11 protein-coding genes and 1 tRNA gene are annotated in these 16,466 nt (G+C 44.2%); 8 read left to right on the top strand and 4 right to left on the bottom strand.

Features of this window, described 5'->3' with window-relative positions; all coding sequences use genetic code 11:
• Nucleotides 1-416: 416 nt before the first annotated feature.
• From AC04MM_RS14625 to AC04MM_RS14600, 6 genes are all read left to right on the top strand, one after another.
• Nucleotides 417-1,229: a hypothetical protein gene (locus tag AC04MM_RS14625; protein ID WP_475381123.1), complete on the top strand. Its 813-nt coding sequence runs from the start codon at nucleotides 417-419 to the stop codon at nucleotides 1,227-1,229.
• A 37-nt stretch (nucleotides 1,230-1,266) separates the two neighbouring features.
• Entirely contained in the window at nucleotides 1,267-1,872 is a 606-nt protein-coding gene (locus AC04MM_RS14620; RefSeq protein WP_475381122.1) for a hypothetical protein, read from the top strand.
• A 181-nt stretch (nucleotides 1,873-2,053) separates the two neighbouring features.
• Nucleotides 2,054-2,941, top strand: a complete 888-nt coding sequence (locus tag AC04MM_RS14615; RefSeq protein WP_475381121.1) for a tyrosine-type recombinase/integrase — start codon at nucleotides 2,054-2,056, stop codon at nucleotides 2,939-2,941.
• Between the two features lie 84 nt (nucleotides 2,942-3,025).
• Nucleotides 3,026-4,363, top strand: a complete 1,338-nt coding sequence (locus tag AC04MM_RS14610; RefSeq protein WP_475381120.1) for an ATP-binding protein — start codon at nucleotides 3,026-3,028, stop codon at nucleotides 4,361-4,363.
• A gap of 26 nt (nucleotides 4,364-4,389) precedes the next feature.
• Nucleotides 4,390-4,463 (top strand) — tRNA-Cys (locus AC04MM_RS14605).
• Between the two features lie 95 nt (nucleotides 4,464-4,558).
• The gene (locus AC04MM_RS14600; RefSeq protein ID WP_475381119.1) at nucleotides 4,559-5,806 is read left to right on the top strand and encodes an MFS transporter; all 1,248 of its coding nucleotides are present in this window, start codon (nucleotides 4,559-4,561) and stop codon (nucleotides 5,804-5,806) included.
• Between the two features lie 31 nt (nucleotides 5,807-5,837).
• Here AC04MM_RS14600 and AC04MM_RS14595 read toward each other — a convergent pair whose 3' ends face one another.
• Nucleotides 5,838-8,246, bottom strand: a complete 2,409-nt coding sequence (locus AC04MM_RS14595; protein ID WP_475381118.1) for a phosphoenolpyruvate carboxylase — start codon at nucleotides 8,244-8,246, stop codon at nucleotides 5,838-5,840.
• A 184-nt stretch (nucleotides 8,247-8,430) separates the two neighbouring features.
• Here AC04MM_RS14595 and AC04MM_RS14590 point away from each other — a divergent pair, with 184 nt between their 5' ends.
• The gene (locus AC04MM_RS14590) at nucleotides 8,431-8,631 is read left to right on the top strand and encodes a hypothetical protein (RefSeq protein WP_475381117.1); all 201 of its coding nucleotides are present in this window, start codon (nucleotides 8,431-8,433) and stop codon (nucleotides 8,629-8,631) included.
• Here the strand turns inward: AC04MM_RS14590 and AC04MM_RS14585 are convergent.
• Nucleotides 8,628-9,494, bottom strand: a complete 867-nt coding sequence (locus AC04MM_RS14585) for a trypsin-like serine peptidase (RefSeq protein ID WP_475381116.1) — start codon at nucleotides 9,492-9,494, stop codon at nucleotides 8,628-8,630. The two genes, AC04MM_RS14590 and AC04MM_RS14585, sit on opposite strands and share 4 nt — an antisense overlap.
• A 114-nt stretch (nucleotides 9,495-9,608) precedes the next feature.
• On the opposite strand from AC04MM_RS14585, the gene AC04MM_RS14580 reads away from it, so the two are divergent.
• Nucleotides 9,609-14,573 (top strand): tail fiber domain-containing protein, encoded by a 4,965-nt coding sequence (locus AC04MM_RS14580; RefSeq protein ID WP_475381115.1) that lies wholly within the window; start codon nucleotides 9,609-9,611, stop codon nucleotides 14,571-14,573.
• Here AC04MM_RS14580 and AC04MM_RS14575 read toward each other — a convergent pair whose 3' ends face one another.
• Together AC04MM_RS14575 and AC04MM_RS14570 are read right to left on the bottom strand one after the other, a co-directional pair.
• Nucleotides 14,574-15,605 carry a hypothetical protein gene (locus tag AC04MM_RS14575; RefSeq protein WP_475381114.1) on the bottom strand — a complete coding sequence of 344 codons (1,032 nt, stop codon included), beginning with the start codon at nucleotides 15,603-15,605 and terminating at the stop codon, nucleotides 14,574-14,576. It abuts the gene before it with no gap.
• Between the two features lie 2 nt (nucleotides 15,606-15,607).
• Nucleotides 15,608-16,402, bottom strand: a complete 795-nt coding sequence (locus AC04MM_RS14570; protein WP_475381124.1) for a TIGR02147 family protein — start codon at nucleotides 16,400-16,402, stop codon at nucleotides 15,608-15,610.
• Nucleotides 16,403-16,466: the final 64 nt, after the last annotated feature.

Raw genomic sequence — 16,466 nt, 5'->3', positions numbered from 1 at the left:
TTGTTTGTGTTTGGCAATTTTATCCGCACCGCCGCCAGCAAAGGCGCGGTCGTGTGTTTTTTTTTTTTTTTTTTTATTTTTTTTTTTTTTTATTTTTTTTATTAAAAAAAAAATTATAAAATATTAATAAAAAATAATAATCTTAAAAGAGGAGTTAATTGGGGGGGGGGGGGGGGGGGGCCCCCCCCCCCCCCCCCCCACCTATCCAACTCTTTGCAACTGTCAGCACTTAACGTCACTTCTTCTTAAGTTCATAACCTATTTACTTTGGACATTGTCTCATCCTGAGTCTAAAAACACCTAAAAGCCACCTGTTTTCAATAAGTTACGCTATTTTGGCGGTTTCGGCATGCTGCTTGTATATACCTTAATATACAACGCACCTGATTTAAAATGGCTCTTTAAGGAAGGTATTTATGAAAACAGGATTATTAAAAACAAATGCACTCGTATTACTAACAGCATCAGTATTATTTGCTGTTGGATGTTCGAATTCAAAATCGAGCGATACAGTTACAAATACCTTACCGGTAATTAACGGACAAGTTCCAGCGCCGATCATCATTGATCCAAACGCTCCGACAACTCCGGGCACAACACCAACAACACCGACATTTAATGGTGGTTCAACGGCAACGTTTGTACCTGTAAGCTTAGCGCAGATGAACAAATATGTTGCGACTCATCCGTTAAATAACCCAACTGACTTTAAAATTAATGTAAACTTAGCTACTGTAGGCTCAGGCCGTTACGGCGGAACAGTTTCTATCTCTTACTTAGATAATGGAATACGCTACAACGGTGAATTTAAATCCGGTATGGGTACAAACCAATCTTTTAAAGGTATGTACGACAACGGCAAGTTGGAATCAGAGTTTAACTACTGGTTTAACTATAACGGTAAATTAGTATTTACCGCTTACTTTGAAGATCAATACGGTGCGATCACTATTACTTTAGAACCGACAACAGTTTCTTCAGGCGGTAACGATGCTGAACCGGTATTGTCTGGTCCATATAAAGGTACTGTGTACTTTAAAAACTTTACGACAACATTTGCGCAGCATTCACCATACCGTGCTTGTTGGCATACCTACACAGGTCCTTATGACTGCCGTTCAAACATTATCTCTACGAAGTGTGGTTTATACCCAGGTGCTGAAGCTGGTTACCAAATCCTTGGTACTTTCCAGAACCTAGATGTAAAAGCGGCTTTTAACATTCAATAATAATAAAAACTCTTAAGACCTAAAAATAGAGGATTTTATGAAAACTTTGAGCAAACTAATCACCCTATCAACACTGGCGATCGCAACAGCATTTGTGATTGCCTGTGAAAACAAAAACACTAATAACACTGCAGCGGCTCTTCCGGTTTATCACAACTGTGTAAACTGCGGCGGTGTGATTAATGGATCTGAATTCTTCAGATCAGAATCTAAAGATTATAATCAAACCACATTATTAAACCTTAGCTTCGTCGGTTCAACAAACGTAGCAACTCCGTACTATGGCAACCTAAACTACGGTTCTCCGGTGATTAATTACGCCGGTCCGGTGGCGGTGACAGGAACCATGTCGATTTCAATCGGCGCAAATTTAGGTGGCTGTTTAATTCAGCCGGGACAGTACACGCTATCAACCTTGCAGGCGGGTACCTGGGCAAATGCCATAGTGCAGAATTTAAGATTGCAGGCTTACGGCCCATCGAACATGATTATTTCAATCCCGATCGCTCAGGTTTCTGCAAAACGCTATGACCAAATGGGAAGACTGTGGACGGAAATTCCGCAGATCGGCCGAATCTTTGGTAATATAATCATCGAAAACGTCAATGGATACCGCTGTTACGCCGATATTTTGGTCGACTAACAAATGCCTCACGCTGAATAGTTAAAGTAATTTATTAAGATTTAAGATCGTAAAAGATTTTGAGTTAATAGCCATATTTAAAGGGCGACTTTGTGAAGAGCCATCACACTGTCGCCCTTCTTCATTTTACCCCTAAACTTTTGGCTTGCTTAATTGGTAAATCGCGTTTCAAATTATATATATGAATTTACTACCTCTTTGGATTGAGTTCTTCGATGATTTGCAACATGTAAGAGGGCGTTCACTAAATACTGTGATGGCCTACAGAAGAGATTTGGAACTATACAAAGCTTTTCTGCAAAAAAGCACACGCTTAGCCGAGTTCTATGATTTCATGAAAGACGAAGGTTTATCAACGCGCTCACAGGCGCGGGTGATCTCTTCGTTACGTACCTACTTTAAGTTCTGCGAATCACGCGGCATTAAATCAGAAGAGTTACGTGAGCTTCGTCCACCTAAAGTTAAATCTTCTTTGCCTAAAGCCATCACGTTTCAGGAATTTGAAAAGCTATTCGCGGCCTGCGAAGTGCAAGATCCGGCAAAAAAATACCGTAATCAGTTAACTTTACTTTTTTTATACGGCTTAGGTTGTCGTGTATCAGAACTTATCTCTTTAAACCTGACAGATTTTTCTGCCACTGAACGTTGGGTGAAAGTCTTAGGCAAGGGTAAAAAAGAAAGATTGATTCCTTTGACCGAGACGTTATTCGAAGCTTTAGATAAATACTTAAAGCATTCCCGTCATTTACTGGCGTACGATGAATCAGGTCACCAGTCGTTATTATTAAACGACCGCGGCCATCGTCCTTCGCGAATTGATGTGTGGAGATGGTTAGCTTCCTGGTCGGCAAAAGCCGGTTTTGAAGAGCCCGTACATCCGCACAGATTCAGACACGGCTGTGCGACAGCTCTATTAGAGGGTGGCGCAGACTTACGTTCGATCCAGATGTTATTGGGTCACGCAAGTATTCAGACGACGCAAGTTTACACGGCGGTTTCAACGGCTACGACAACGAAAGCGGTTGATGAGCACCATCCGATGTCTAAACTTAAAGATGTCGCGATCTAATAATCCGAAATCCGTAATCAATTTAGGATTACCTTAAATCTAGAAACACTACATAAAGCCCAGGCCTTGCAAAGCTTGGGCTTTATGATTTTAAAAACCCTCATCGAGCAGCAAAACCGTCTGGTCCCAGCTTTAGTTGAAATCGAACTTATTCCCGGTATTCCGAATATTCATTTTTTGGGGCTTCCGGATAAAGTGATTAAAGAAAGTTTTTTTCGTATTAAAGCTGCCATGAAATCTGCGGGCTTTAAATTTCCGCTCTCGCAGCAGGTGATTGTAAATATCAGACCAAGTTCTCTAAAAAAATCATCGCGAGGCTTAGAGCTTGCGGTAGCACTTGGAATTCTGCATTTAACCGGCCAGAAAGAACTTTGCGAGCACACCCGCGAGCATATTATTTACGGTGAATTGGATTTAAACGGCGGGGTGCGTGAGCCCGAAGACTTAAAGGCATTTAAAAATACCGGGCATGAATTTATCCTGACAGGCTCTTCGGAGTTAGACCGACCGGTTTTTTCGCGGCTTACACATTTAAATTCAGAGGTCGTGATTTCGCATAGCCAGGATTTTAAAACCGAGTTGCGCCGGCCTGAAATCGGTATAAAACAGAAATTTTCCGAAGAAGAAGCAGAGTTGATTTTTCTTATGGCTACCAGTGGTTTACACACCTTGCTCGCAGGACAGGCCGGTGCCGGTAAATCATTTCTCGCCAAACGCTTTATTAGTTTTTACGAAAGTGATGATCCTCCGACTTCAGACAGCTGGTTTCCGTTGATCGCGCCTCATCATTCGCTGACCGTTGGGGCTTTTTTAGGTGGTGGGGCACAGCTGTTAGAGGGAGAAATCGAAAAAGTTGAAAACGGTGTACTCCTCTTAGATGAGTTGTTGGAGTTTCATTCGCAGATTTTAGAATGTTTGCGCGAACCAATGACCGGTGAAGTTTTACGGATCGCCCGCGCAGGAAGGGTTAAAGAGATTAAGCCGGCCTTTCAAGTGGTTGCGACCAGTAACTTCTGTCCCTGTGGTAAGTGGGTACCTGGGTATAATTATTCTGGTTGTCGCTTCGGGGCGACGAAATGCAAAAGTTATCTCGAACGCCTAAGTGGACCGCTGGCGGATCGTTTTGGCTTAATGTATTTTCATCGATTAAAGCGGCCGCAACGCTCAGTGCCGGGTGAAGATATTTTGCGACGGATAGAAAACTATCGACAGCTAAGCCAAAATTATACTCCTCAGCTTAAGCAAGACTTGTTTGAACAGATTTACCCTGAGTTGTCAGGGCGTAGGCAGTCGGCCCTAGTTAAAGTTGCTCAAATTTTTGCCATCGAAGAGAAGGCTGCTGAAATTACGCTAACGCACTTAAAAAAGAGCGAATCATGGACAGTAAAGGGCTTTTTGCAGCTTGAAAAGGGGATGAACTAGAGTTAAATTGTTTTCTACCTTCAGGTGGTGACGTGGCCGAGGGGTTAGGCAAGGCTCTGCAAAAGCTTGTACGGGGGTTCAAGTCCCTCCGTCACCTCCAAATTCTTTTTCATTTAATTAGATTACTCATTTTCATTTTCGCTACACTATTAAATTCTGGTTAAGAATGTTTATAAAATAGTCTATATTAGACTGATGAATTCACCAAATGCAGTTACCTTTACTGGTTATCAAAAATTCGTTGTCGCCCTTTTAGCATTTCTGCAATTTACTGTGATCTTAGATTTTATGATTATGGCGCCATTAGGGGCGTTCATGATGCCGGCCTTAAAGATGACGCCCGCGCAGTTTGGAATTGTTGTTTCTGCTTATGCGTTTAGTGCGGGGATTTCCGGGTTTTTGGCTTCGGGGTTTTCTGATCGTTATGACCGAAAAAAATTGTTGCTGTTTTTCTACACCGGCTTTGTGCTTGGGACACTTTTTTGTGCTGTAGCACCAAGTTATCACTATATGGTAGCCGCCCGGATCGTAACTGGTTTGTTCGGCGGAGTTATCGGTTCGATCGTGTTGGCGATTGCTGCGGATTTATTCGCACTTTCTCAACGTGGCCGTGTCATGGGTTATATTCAGACCGCATTTGCTGCAAGTCAGATCTTAGGATTACCCGCAGGATTATTTCTTTCTAATAAATGGGGATGGCATGCGCCATTTTTTATGATCGTCGCCGTGAGTGTGTTGGTTGGTGGTGTGATTCTTATTTACTTAAAGCCCATTGATGAACATTTAAATTTGTCACGTCCTGATCACAGTGCGCTAAATCATATGCTCACGACCGTAAATAATAAAAAGTATGTGTTTGCTTTTGTAACGACGGCCTTTATGTCGTTAGGCGGCTATATGTTAATGCCATTTGGAACAGATTTTACCGTGCATAATTTAAAATTGACCATGGCCGATCTGCCAGTGATTTATCTCATCACCGGTATAGCTACAATCTTTATCGGTCCCTTGGTTGGTAAGATGAGTGACTCGTTTGGAAAGTTACGGACATTTTATCTTGGGGCCATAGTGTCTGCTGTGATGGTTGTGTATTACACCAATATGGGGCCAAGCAGCTTAATGTCGGTGATCATTGTAAATACGGTGATGTTCGTGGGGATTTTTTCGCGCATGATTCCATCGCAGGCGTTAATGTCGGCCTTACCGGATCCATCGCACCGTGGTTCGTTTATGGCGATAAATTCAAGTCTGCAACAGATCTCAGGCGGTATTGCGGCGGTGGTTGCCGGCTTAATCGTAGTTAAGCAGGCCGATGGCTTTATCGATCACTTTGATACTTTAGGTTACGTGCTGGTCGGTACTGTGACGATCTCAGTGTTTATGCTAAAGTATATTAACGATAAGTTTGTTCGTCATGATCCCGCAGTCATGAAGCAGCAGTAGCAATTTATTTTTTATGGCGTTAAATACTTTTTTAGCCTGTCGACATCATGCCGCCCGAAATTCCGGTTACGGTTAATCTTAATAAGTCGATTTCTTTATTTTTCATGGCGATATTCTGTAGAAGATTTAGCGGGTGAATCATCGGCGCCCGCAGCTGTACGCTTTCTTGAAGCCACTGTTTTGAATCCAAAAGCTTTTGGGCTCTTGTTACACTTTTACAAAAACGAACGGTGCGGGCATACTCTTCGTCAATTTCCTGCGAAAATTTTTCGATCAGCTCTTTGGGTAATGTGCTCTCGTTTAGATAGGTTTTAAAAACAGCAAGCTCAACTTTTGCCAAGGTAAAATCTAAGGCCTTTACATAGGAGTTAAAAACCGGACTGCTTTCATACGCTTTAAGCAGTTCATTTTTTTGCTCAGCTGTTGATTGTTCCCAGGCCAGGCCTGCGCCCCACCACACCGGAAACAGCAGCCGAGTCTGGATCCAGCACAAAATCCACGGAATAGCCCTTAAAGATTTCACGGTTAATTCTTTGCTTCGGCGTGCCGGGCGGGATCCTAATTTTAAGTATCTCATCATCACGTAGGGAGTTGCGTATTTGACGATTTGTAAAAACTCGGTGTCGGTGATCTTACGGCGGTAGGCCTCGGTAATTTTTGCAGCAAAGTCATTTAAGACGGAGCTATCTGGAGAGAGAAATTTCTTTTTTAAAACGTCAGTTGAACACTGGGCGATTTTTTCCAGTTGGCGCTCTGCAATCATCGGGGTTGCAAGCCAGCGTTCAACCATCTCGCCCTGGATAGTTACTTTGAAATTGTTTGCTGCGGCTTTTGGCCACCAGGCAGTTTGATTTTCCAGCGTGCCGCCACCTCGGTCAACACTTCCGCCGGAGCCATGAAAAAACACCGGTACAAACTGATGGGCACGGCATGTTTTTTCTAAACGGGGCAGAGCTTCGGCTATCGCCAGACGACTGGGAAAAACACCGGCTTCTTTGCTTGAGTCCGAATAACCAACCATGATCTCAACTTTAGATCCCCAGTGTTTTCTAACTGCCGTTTTGAAAAGGTCATCTTTAAAAGCGGCATCCATAATCTCAGAAGACAGCGCAAGGGATGTGGCTTCTTCAAACAGCGGCACGACCGGGAGCAGGATCTCTCCGAGATATTGCTTCTGTTTTAGGGCGGCCATCTTTATATGCGTTGCTGATTCTGTCATGCTGATGATAAACGAGCGGACATACCAGCGCGGGTCACCGCCACGCGATAGGTTAGCAACAGTCTTTAACATGCGATCTATGGCCGGAATCTTTTTTCCGTTAGTCGGCATCATTATGATGTCTGATGATTCACGAAGTTCCATAGGAATCACTAAACCGGGAAACAGCTCTAGTAGCTGCGTAAGCTTACGTAGCTCGGGATGAATGATGCCGATTTTATTTTGATAAGTGGTGATTAAACCGGTCAGATTTTTTTTGAAGGCGGTAACAGCCTTAACGTCGTCAGGAGTAACCCGTTTTAGTGTTTTTGCAGTGCTTAGCAGTGCATTGATCCGTTTAAGCAGCACAGTGTCGCCGGTCAGTTTTACTGCTGGGCGGGTAGCGATGAGCTTTTGGGTGATCAGTTTTAAAATTTCAATACGTGAAATTGTAAGACTCTGTATTAAGGTTTTTTCATTTACTCCCGGGTGGCCATCTTTGTCGCTGCCAATCCAGCTGTGAATTCGCAGATTGATCTTTTGTTCATTGGCATTCATAAGAGTTGTGAGAATATGTTCGCGAAAAAGCTGCGCATACAGTGTTTCGGCCTCGTCTTTAACTGTAGGTAGACGTTTACGCATGACCGGTGTGCGCCAGGCAATCTCTAAATAATGAAACAGGTCTTGTTTTTGATGAGGTTTAAACTGCATTTTTTGTTCTAGTTCGTTGGTAGCTAAAACATCCATCAGAATTTTCTGGATTTCCTGAAAAACAGCGATGTTTTGTGCAGACCTCGCTTCGGTCGGGTGAGCTGTTAACACGTAGGTTATGCTTTCAGGGTGGATTTCTGAAATTTTATTTTTTTTATTCACAGTCAGTCGGTGGCTGCGATAAGCATTTTCGGCGGCGTTCATGAGTTGAATCATTAGGGTAAATGCACGCGCTATCTGATAGCGCTGTTTAGGATTGTTTTTTTCAAGCTCGTGCTTTAAGGATTTTAATCTGCTATAGGCTTCAGCCTGAGGTTTTTCGCGCAGATAGGTCATCTGAAGTCGGATGGACTCGATTTGTTTAAACCCCGTAGCACCTACTTCGCGTTTGATGACCTCGCCTAACAAGGCCACGGATTCGCGAATTATGTGTCGCAGTTCGGGCGCGATATTCTTGGTAAATTTTGTAGTGCGATGTTTTTTGGGAAGTCGGGTGCTTTTAATATCGAAGTTGTAAACAGAATTAAGCATCGCTGATCCCCCTTGCTCTATGTAGTTCAAGCTAGGCCTGTAGCAATTTGTCCTCCATATTTAAACGCTTGTAACGCGAGTAAGCGGGGAATTTTGCCCGAAAACAGGAAAGGTTGGGACACGATATTTCCGGGCTTAGGCTTTGCTTTCTAATTTAACACTACCAAATCTGAGGAGATCAAGAATGCCGAAGTTAAACAGGCGCCCGCCTAAAAAAGTTACTACGAATAAGAACGTTGATCTGGTTAAAGATAAACAGAGCGGAGTTAAGGATCAGTGGTTTAACTATAATTCTGAACAACCGTTGAGCCAAGAACCAACACGTGATCCACGCAGTGTAGGATCATGGATTGTTCGCCGTAATGAGACAGATGATGAAGATTAGTTGTTATCGCTCTGATGAGGTATTATCGTGCGAATAAACTGTGCCGAGATAATATCTTCACCGCTGCAGGATTGACTGTTGCAGATTTTGCTGCGGTAACATTTGTTGATGGTGTCTTCTTCAAAATCGGTTTCGCCGGCCACCAGCACACCTTCGATTGCATCTGAGTTCTTTTTAAAAACCGGTGATCCAGAGTTTCCGCCATAGGTTTCTAATTCTGCGTTAATCATCGTGCCACTTACCGAGCGGATCGGACCAAGTCCAGAGCTTTTCATCGGAAGACCACTCGGAAAACCGACGGCTAGAATTTCATCGTTTAGGCTTAAGGTCTTTTCAGAAAGTTTTAGCGGTGTATGTGCGAATTCGCGGTCGATTTGAATGATCGCGATATCAGCTTTAGGGTCATCGTTTTCAAAGATAATCTTTTTGCATGCATAGATATTTTCAAGTTTAGTGTGTACCGGATTTTTTCCGCCGTCCAACATCACAAAATCAGCAATAAATCGCATATAGCGGCAATTGTTTTCAGAAATACAATGGCCCGCAGTTAACAGTAAATCTTTACCGATCACCGCAGCTGAGCAGTTGGCCAGCGAGGGTTGGTCAAAAAATCGTTCATCTGGGCATAGTTTAAAAGCGCGGCCATAATGGCGGGGCATAATGATAACTTGACCTTCGGGTTGATAGAATAAGTTGGCATTATGGGTAATGGCCAGTGTACGTTGTTTGATAAACTGCATCAGTTCGGGTGGTGATTCTTGATCGATTTCAACCCGGGTATCAGAGTTGTAGATAACTTTTGAATCGAGGGGTTTGCCGTAGCAAAGTCCTGCTGTCAGCAATACAATAATGTTTAAAAACATAGTCATGTTAAAAGCCTAACAATATATCTCAGGCTGATACAATAATTTGTTTTAATGAGATCTGGTGCGACATGAATGCTTCAGTAAACGGCTGATTTTACCGATAAATTCCGTGTGAACTCACGTTGGCGGTACTGTTCTTTTAACAGCAAGAATTTAGCTATTTTAGTCTTTGTTTTAGCGCTGCTAAACAGCGTCTTTGCTTTTGCCATCAATGGTCGCACCACCTATCAGGCGCGTATTGTTAAACCCGACGGTTACCCTTTGCAATCAGCCAGTGTGAATTTTCGTTTTACCGTGTTAGATCAATCGGGATCATGTGTGCTTTATATTGAAGACTATGCCGCCATCAATATGACTGATACCGGCGGTTTAATTTCTTTTCCGCTCGGAACAGGAACGCGTGTATTTCCGAGCAGTGGTACGGCACAGACTTTCCAGAATACATTTGATAACTCAATCACATCCTTTGCCTGTCAGACCATGGGTATTTATAACCCTAATCCGACCGACTCTAGAAAAGTCGTGATGCAGTTTAACGATGGTGTCGGCGGTTGGCAGACACTGCCAGCGATGAGCTTAAATGCGGTACCGTATGCGATGTTTGCAACCCGCGCGGATAATTCGCGTGCGTTAAACGGTAAAGCAGATTCGGCGTTTGTTGAGTATGCAACACTTAACGGGTTAAACTCGGGCAGTGGGTGTGCGGCCGATGAAGCACTCAGATACAACGGCGTAAGTTTTTCCTGTGTTGCGGTCGGCACCAGTGGCACGGTGGTTACATCGTCGTCAGTGATTACTGCACTTGGCTATTCGCCGGTAGCCCCGGCTAGCTTTACAGCACTTTCAGGTTCGCTCACTTCAACAGATTCAACGCTTGCAACTGTATCTGGTGCGGTGTACTCGGTGTCATCAACGGTGGCTAATTTAAATTCTTCGGTGACAAGCTTAGCCAATTCGGTCGCGTCGTCGTTTGCGGCCATCACCAGTTCTCAATGGACTAACTCGGCATCGGGAATTTACTTTCAGAACGGACCTGTGTCGATCGGAACAAGTGCCACACCATCAGCGTCGTATGCGATGCTGGTTTCAGGAAGTTTACTTATAAATGGTGCTGGTAATTCGATTGCGGTGCCAACGAATAATGCTTTGATGCATATCCGTCAAAGCAAGATCGATTCGTGGCCGCAAAGTTCTACCGGTTTTGAATTTTCAGTCGGCTCAGGAGTTACGAGAAAAATTTATTTCTATAACGGCTCGACATCTGGTGCTTTGCAACTTCTGGTTGATGGGGCAATGGGCTTAGGAACGACTACGCCGGTGACTAAGCTCGATGTCTCTGGTGGTATCCGTATCAGCATGGAGTCTGCGACCTGTGCCGCGAGTTTTGCCGGCACTTTACGTTACAACGCAGGCCTGGTCGAATACTGTAACGGCACTTTATGGTCAGCTTTTGGCGTGGCCGGAGCTGGTATCACGAATCTAAACGGGTCGGCGTCGGGATCACAAACATTTGCCGTCGGAAATTCCGGCACTAGTTTTAATATTTCAACCTTAAGTGGTCAGCATAGTTTTAATATTCCGTATGCCGCATCGGCGGGAGTGACTGCAGGTTTACTATCGTTTGCCGATTACACAAGTTTTAGTAATAAAATGGCAGCAACTTCTGCGGCGATAAATACGGCCTTAGGTTTTACGCCAGCCAATGCCGTAAGTGTTACGACGCTCTCGTCGACGGTATCTAGTTTATCAGCGCAGGTGGCCACTAGCTTTACCGCGCTAACTTCTACCGTGAATGCGATGACCAGCTCACAATGGGTAACGAGTGGTTCTTCAATTCACTACAACGCAGGCAATGTCGGAATTGGCACGGCTTCGCCAGAATCACCACTTGAAGTAGCCGGAGATATTACCACAACCGGTGGGCCGGGTGGTTTAAATCTAAAAGCTGGCGGTAGTGATCACGCTTATATTCAGTATTTCGCCCGTACGGCAAATCCCTCATCAAGATCTGCTTACGTTGGTTTTCCGACCGGCGGATCTAATCAGTTTAATATTTTTAATGAAACAGTCACTGGTGCAGTTGTTGTCGGAACCAGTGGTACGGAAAGATTGCGAATTGATTCTTCTGGTAACGTCGGTATCGGTACTGCCGTGGCTGATCAGAAACTTCATGTAAAGGGCACTGGCTTTAATGCGATGGCAGTTTTAGAAAATGCCATTGAGCCATATCTAGTTATGCGCAGTACGAGTGGCGCAGTTGGCTCGAAAAATCTGGGTATCAGTTATAACGGCAATAATTTAATGTTTAGCCGCATGAATGATGCCTACGGATGGACTTCGGTGCTATTTTCACTGACAACCTCGGGCAATGTGGGGGTCGGTGTGACAAACCCAGATGCGCTTATGCATTTAGCTGCGGGCTCAAGCACGCGCAGTTCACTTAAATTAACTTCTGGAACATTATTGTCAGCGCCATCACCTGGCGCTATCGAGTATGATGGATTTAATTATTACCTCACCGAAGGGACAAGTGTGCGCCGTGCAATTGCAACCGTTGCAGCACCTGGAACTTTTGATAATGCGACCACCATGACTTCACCAGGCAATATGTCGTTGGTTCCTTCCGGATCGGTGATTGTGTCATCGACCGTAGCCTCGACTTCATCAAACACCGGGGCGCTGGTTGTGCAAGGGGGCCTGGGTGTTGCGGGAAATATTAATACCGGCGGTAATCTAAGTGTCAGTGGAAATACCGTAATCGATGGTTCGTTACGTCTACCTAGCATGACAGCCGGCAGTGTGCTGTTTGTCTCAAGTACGGGAACAGTGGCGCAGAATAATAATCATTTCTTTTGGGATAATCCAAGTAGCCGACTTGGTATCGGTACTTCAGCACCACTTAAAAACTTACATGTGGCATCGGGCACAATGTTTGGTTTAACAACTGGCTTTCCAACTGATTACACCGGTGTACAAAACGAATTTCATAACGGTAGCCTAAAACGTTGGACTGAAACCGCAGGAAATCAGGTCAATTCCGGAGTGTATTCAATGGTTGATTTAGTGTCTTCGAGCACTAAATCAAATCACGGTCTGGTTAATATATATTTTACTAATATTCCTGCCGGAGTTTCTTCAACTGGCACTAACCACGGTTTTTATAACATGGCTTTACGTAATCGCTACACAGCAAACAACGATTCAGGCCATGTGGCCCTGATGCGTTCGATGCTTAACGAATACGGGCACCAGGCCACTGTTCCAGGAAATGCGCCGAGCACAACGACTTTGGTTGGACTATCGCTAAATCCGTTGGCCATGACCGGATCTATTACAAACTTGTACGATTTATTTATCAGTACACCGGCCGGTGGCGGCTCGGTTTCAAATCACTATGCGGTTTATCAACAGGCACCGACGGCAATGAATTTTTTCGCAGCAAAAACGGGTTTTGGTACAGTGACTCCAGAAAAGTTAGTGCATATTTCAGGAACTGGTTCCAGCGGCTTATTGTTAGATAACGGAACGACAGATAGCACAAACATTATCTTTCATGATTCTTCTCAAGGGGTAAGTGGCGTTACCTGGAATATGGATTCAACCAATGGATCATTGCGTTTTTTCACCGAGCCGATTACAGCGTTAAATCCGCTGACGACAACTAATGGTTTGGAGCGGATGGTTATTTCGCCAAACGGTGATGTCGGTATCGGTACAACTGCGCCCACAGAAGAACTGACTGTGGTTGAAGATCTTAATGGTGATACGACAATTAATGTCGCTAACTCCAACGTTAGTGGAGCTCTGGCGCGCGCCGGTGTCACGTTAACCAATTCAGGCACAGCTTATGGTAGTTTTTCTGCAGGTATGTTTTTAGGTGGAGTAAGTCATTCGACCTTAGCTAATCAATTTAATCTGTTTGCTAATAGCGGAGTTATGAACGGAATTAATATCCATGCCTCCGCAGCATCGGCGCCGGTGATTGTATCAACACAAAATATTGAGCGTATGCGTATTGCGGCCGGCGGTAATATTGGTATCGGTACAGCCACACCTGCAGGTAAGTTAACTGTTGAAGACAATTACACTGGTGCGCAAATCAGCGTAGGCATTACTCTTCCGGGTGTTGCAGTGAGAAGCAGTAACGATATGGTAGGTATGGCCATGATTGATCGTGATTATGACAACAATACCACCAACGACCGCGATGGGATGATTTACTTCGGTGACGATACCACAGATAATCTACGTTTTGTCTATGCCGGATCCGGACTTCCGGTTAATGAATATATGCGCATTACCGGTACGGGCCTTGTTGGTATCGGCACCTCGGCACCGACCAGCCGTCTGGAAGTCCGTGGTGGTAACACCTTTATGGAAGGCCGTGCTTACGTTTATTCAAATTCAGGCTGGGGTTCGGTAACTCCTTCGATTTCATTAGCCATCGGTGATAACGATACCGGTATTAACTGGGTGTCAGACGGGGTATTGCAGGTTTATGCCAACAATCAGCCGCGCATGCACTTTGCCTTAACCGGTGCTACGGGTATCGGCCGCACTGATCCAACTTATAGTTTAGATGTAGCGGGTACTTTCCGTGTGACCGGCCAGGCGTACACAGATACCGGGGCCGCGACCTTTACGGTTTTATCTGATGAACGATATAAAGATATTCACGGCACCTATGACCGCGGTTTAAATGATTTATTGAAAATCGGAACCATCCGTTACAACTATAAAAAAGAAAATCCAACCGGTGCTGATTCAGACAAAGAATGGGTCGGGGTATCAGCTCAAAACGTACAGGCAGCTATTCCTGAAGCCGTGAGCGTTGAAAACAAAAACGGTAAAGAATTTTTAACTGTTAACCCATCAGCAATTATTTTTGCGATGATCAATGGTTTTAGGGATCTGTATGTAAAAGTCGTAGCCTTGGTTAATACAGATGCCCGCCACGACCGCGAGATCGCGTCCCTTAAAGCCGAAAACAAAGAACTAAAAACAAAAGTCAAAGAGTTCGACGAGCTTAAAGCCTATATCTGCAAAAAAGACCCACAGGCGCCAAATTGTAAATAACTAAAATAGCCCCGGCAGCTGCTTGTTGATCTCACTAAACAGGCGTTCAGCGGCCATAGTGCAGCTTTCACCTGATAAACGTCTAAAAGAATAGCCAGGAATTTCAGTGTCTTGGTAGGTCGTTACATCCTGTGTGTTGTTATCGCCGCTAAAGACATCTTGTTTAACCACGATCCCGATGATTTCGGCTGTTTTTAGTTCAAACGACTTGTCAGCACAGATACTATCGATAAAAGTTTTTTGAGAAATTTTGGCTAAACGTTGTCCCTGGATGTTGCCGTTGATTCGGATATACGGGTTAAAAGCCATGCGCTGGCTGCCGTTTTCTGTATTAAAAACGAAAGGATAAAATGCCAATTGAGCAAATGGGGGAGCAAATCGCGATGGAAAGTAAAATCGGATACGGTTAGAAAATTCAACCGCATCAATGTGGGCCAGATTTTCCGTAAATAGGTAACCGGTTTGCAGGCGCGCTTTTAACGGAGATTTGGCAATTTTTGTAGAACCAGCCTCTTTCTTTGGGTAGATCACAAGGTAGTTAAGTTCGTGCAAGAGCAAAGCCACGCGATTGGCCAGATTCATCTGTTGCCAAAATAAAGTATCAATTAAAATCACATCATTGGTGCGCGCCGCCACTTGGTAGTAAGGCCCAGCAATAATCGAATCTACCGGGATATCATTTAAACGGTATTTGATAAACATCCAGCGTACATTTTCAAAACCGGTCATCAGTGCTTCGGCATAGACAGGATCCAGTTCGGCAATCTCAGCCATCTTCAGGCTGAAGAGGTCAACTGTGTCGATCGGCATGCGGTTCGATGAGGCCATTGTGCGGGTTCGGAAATACTGATAGAAAAAATGGCTGCTGGTCGTAGAAAAGTGTGGATTTTCTGCAATGCCTTGCTCGGCCAGATCCAGGAGGTAGTATTTGTCATCAATCTTAATTGCGTTGCCGCCATTACCGATCACGACCGGGCCGGCAAACGCCGCAACAGAAATAATTAATACAAAAAGGGAAAAAATCTTTTTCATTGTTATGGTCTTTCTAGGCTGAAAAAATTTATCGCTAACGAAAACACTTCAGTGTCTTTTTGTTCAGTGTAGTATTTGGCGCTGAATTCACTGATAAAATCACGGATCATTTGTTTTGCGCCGGGCATTTGGTCTTTGGAGAATGAAATTACCAGATTCTGGAATTCCCGCTCTAAAATCGGCTGTGATTTTACTGCCTGCGCCGCTTTTTCGGCAACAGATGCGTGGTACTTTACAATAGCTTCTGCCGGAATGTCATTTAAGGTGTGAATTGCCGACGCGGTTGTGGAGATAACGCCGTCACTGCTTAATGTAAAGATATTAAGATCGCAAAGTTGTCTGATGATGCCGTTAATCTGTTCTATCGGTAGATTTAACTTTTGTGCAAGCAGCGCTGCTGAGTTAATTCTTTGATTCGCGACCAATTCGTAGACAACGACATGAGTCCAGTGGGTAATGGAATTCGCCGGGTCGTGGTGGAGAACCACGGCGTCAGCATATCTGGAAATCTTTGTCATTTTTTCTGCGGCAGCTGCCTTTTTCTTTTTAGCCCGGGCAAAACAGGTTTCAACACTTGTAAGAAATTTTTGTTTTTCGTGGTGGGTAAGAGTCATATTTCCCACCATTTTTTTAGCTAGATTTTCAGAGATACCGCGTTTTTTAGAAAATATCTGTGACAAAGTTGAATGATCAATATCTAAATGACGGGCAAACACCCGCAGCGAGTAGCGCGGATTTTTTTCTTTTTTTTTGTCGAACTCACGTTGCAGAATTTGTAAATAGGCTTCCTGTTGCATAAACAAAAGTAGACTTCCAATGTTTTGAAACTGCAATTTGTTTTTTAGGGTAAACGAGCATTTC

The organism is Bdellovibrio sp. SBM16 (assembly GCF_056175625.1).
This window is presented reverse-complemented; position numbering and strand designations above follow the sequence as displayed.

Excerpts from the sequence above, each read along its gene's own strand:
- AC04MM_RS14625 (WP_475381123.1), top strand. The coding sequence starts at position 417 with ATGAAAACAGGATTATTAAAAACAAATGCACTCGTATTACTAACAGCA.
- AC04MM_RS14620 (WP_475381122.1), top strand. The coding sequence starts at position 1,267 with ATGAAAACTTTGAGCAAACTAATCACCCTATCAACACTGGCGATCGCA.
- AC04MM_RS14615 (WP_475381121.1), top strand. The coding sequence starts at position 2,054 with ATGAATTTACTACCTCTTTGGATTGAGTTCTTCGATGATTTGCAACAT.
- AC04MM_RS14610 (WP_475381120.1), top strand. The coding sequence starts at position 3,026 with ATGATTTTAAAAACCCTCATCGAGCAGCAAAACCGTCTGGTCCCAGCT.
- AC04MM_RS14600 (WP_475381119.1), top strand. The coding sequence starts at position 4,559 with ATGAATTCACCAAATGCAGTTACCTTTACTGGTTATCAAAAATTCGTT.
- AC04MM_RS14595 (WP_475381118.1), bottom strand. The coding sequence starts at position 8,246 with ATGCTTAATTCTGTTTACAACTTCGATATTAAAAGCACCCGACTTCCC.
- AC04MM_RS14590 (WP_475381117.1), top strand. The coding sequence starts at position 8,431 with ATGCCGAAGTTAAACAGGCGCCCGCCTAAAAAAGTTACTACGAATAAG.
- AC04MM_RS14585 (WP_475381116.1), bottom strand. The coding sequence starts at position 9,494 with ATGTTTTTAAACATTATTGTATTGCTGACAGCAGGACTTTGCTACGGC.
- AC04MM_RS14575 (WP_475381114.1), bottom strand. The coding sequence starts at position 15,605 with ATGAAAAAGATTTTTTCCCTTTTTGTATTAATTATTTCTGTTGCGGCG.
- AC04MM_RS14570 (WP_475381124.1), bottom strand. The coding sequence starts at position 16,402 with ATGCAACAGGAAGCCTATTTACAAATTCTGCAACGTGAGTTCGACAAA.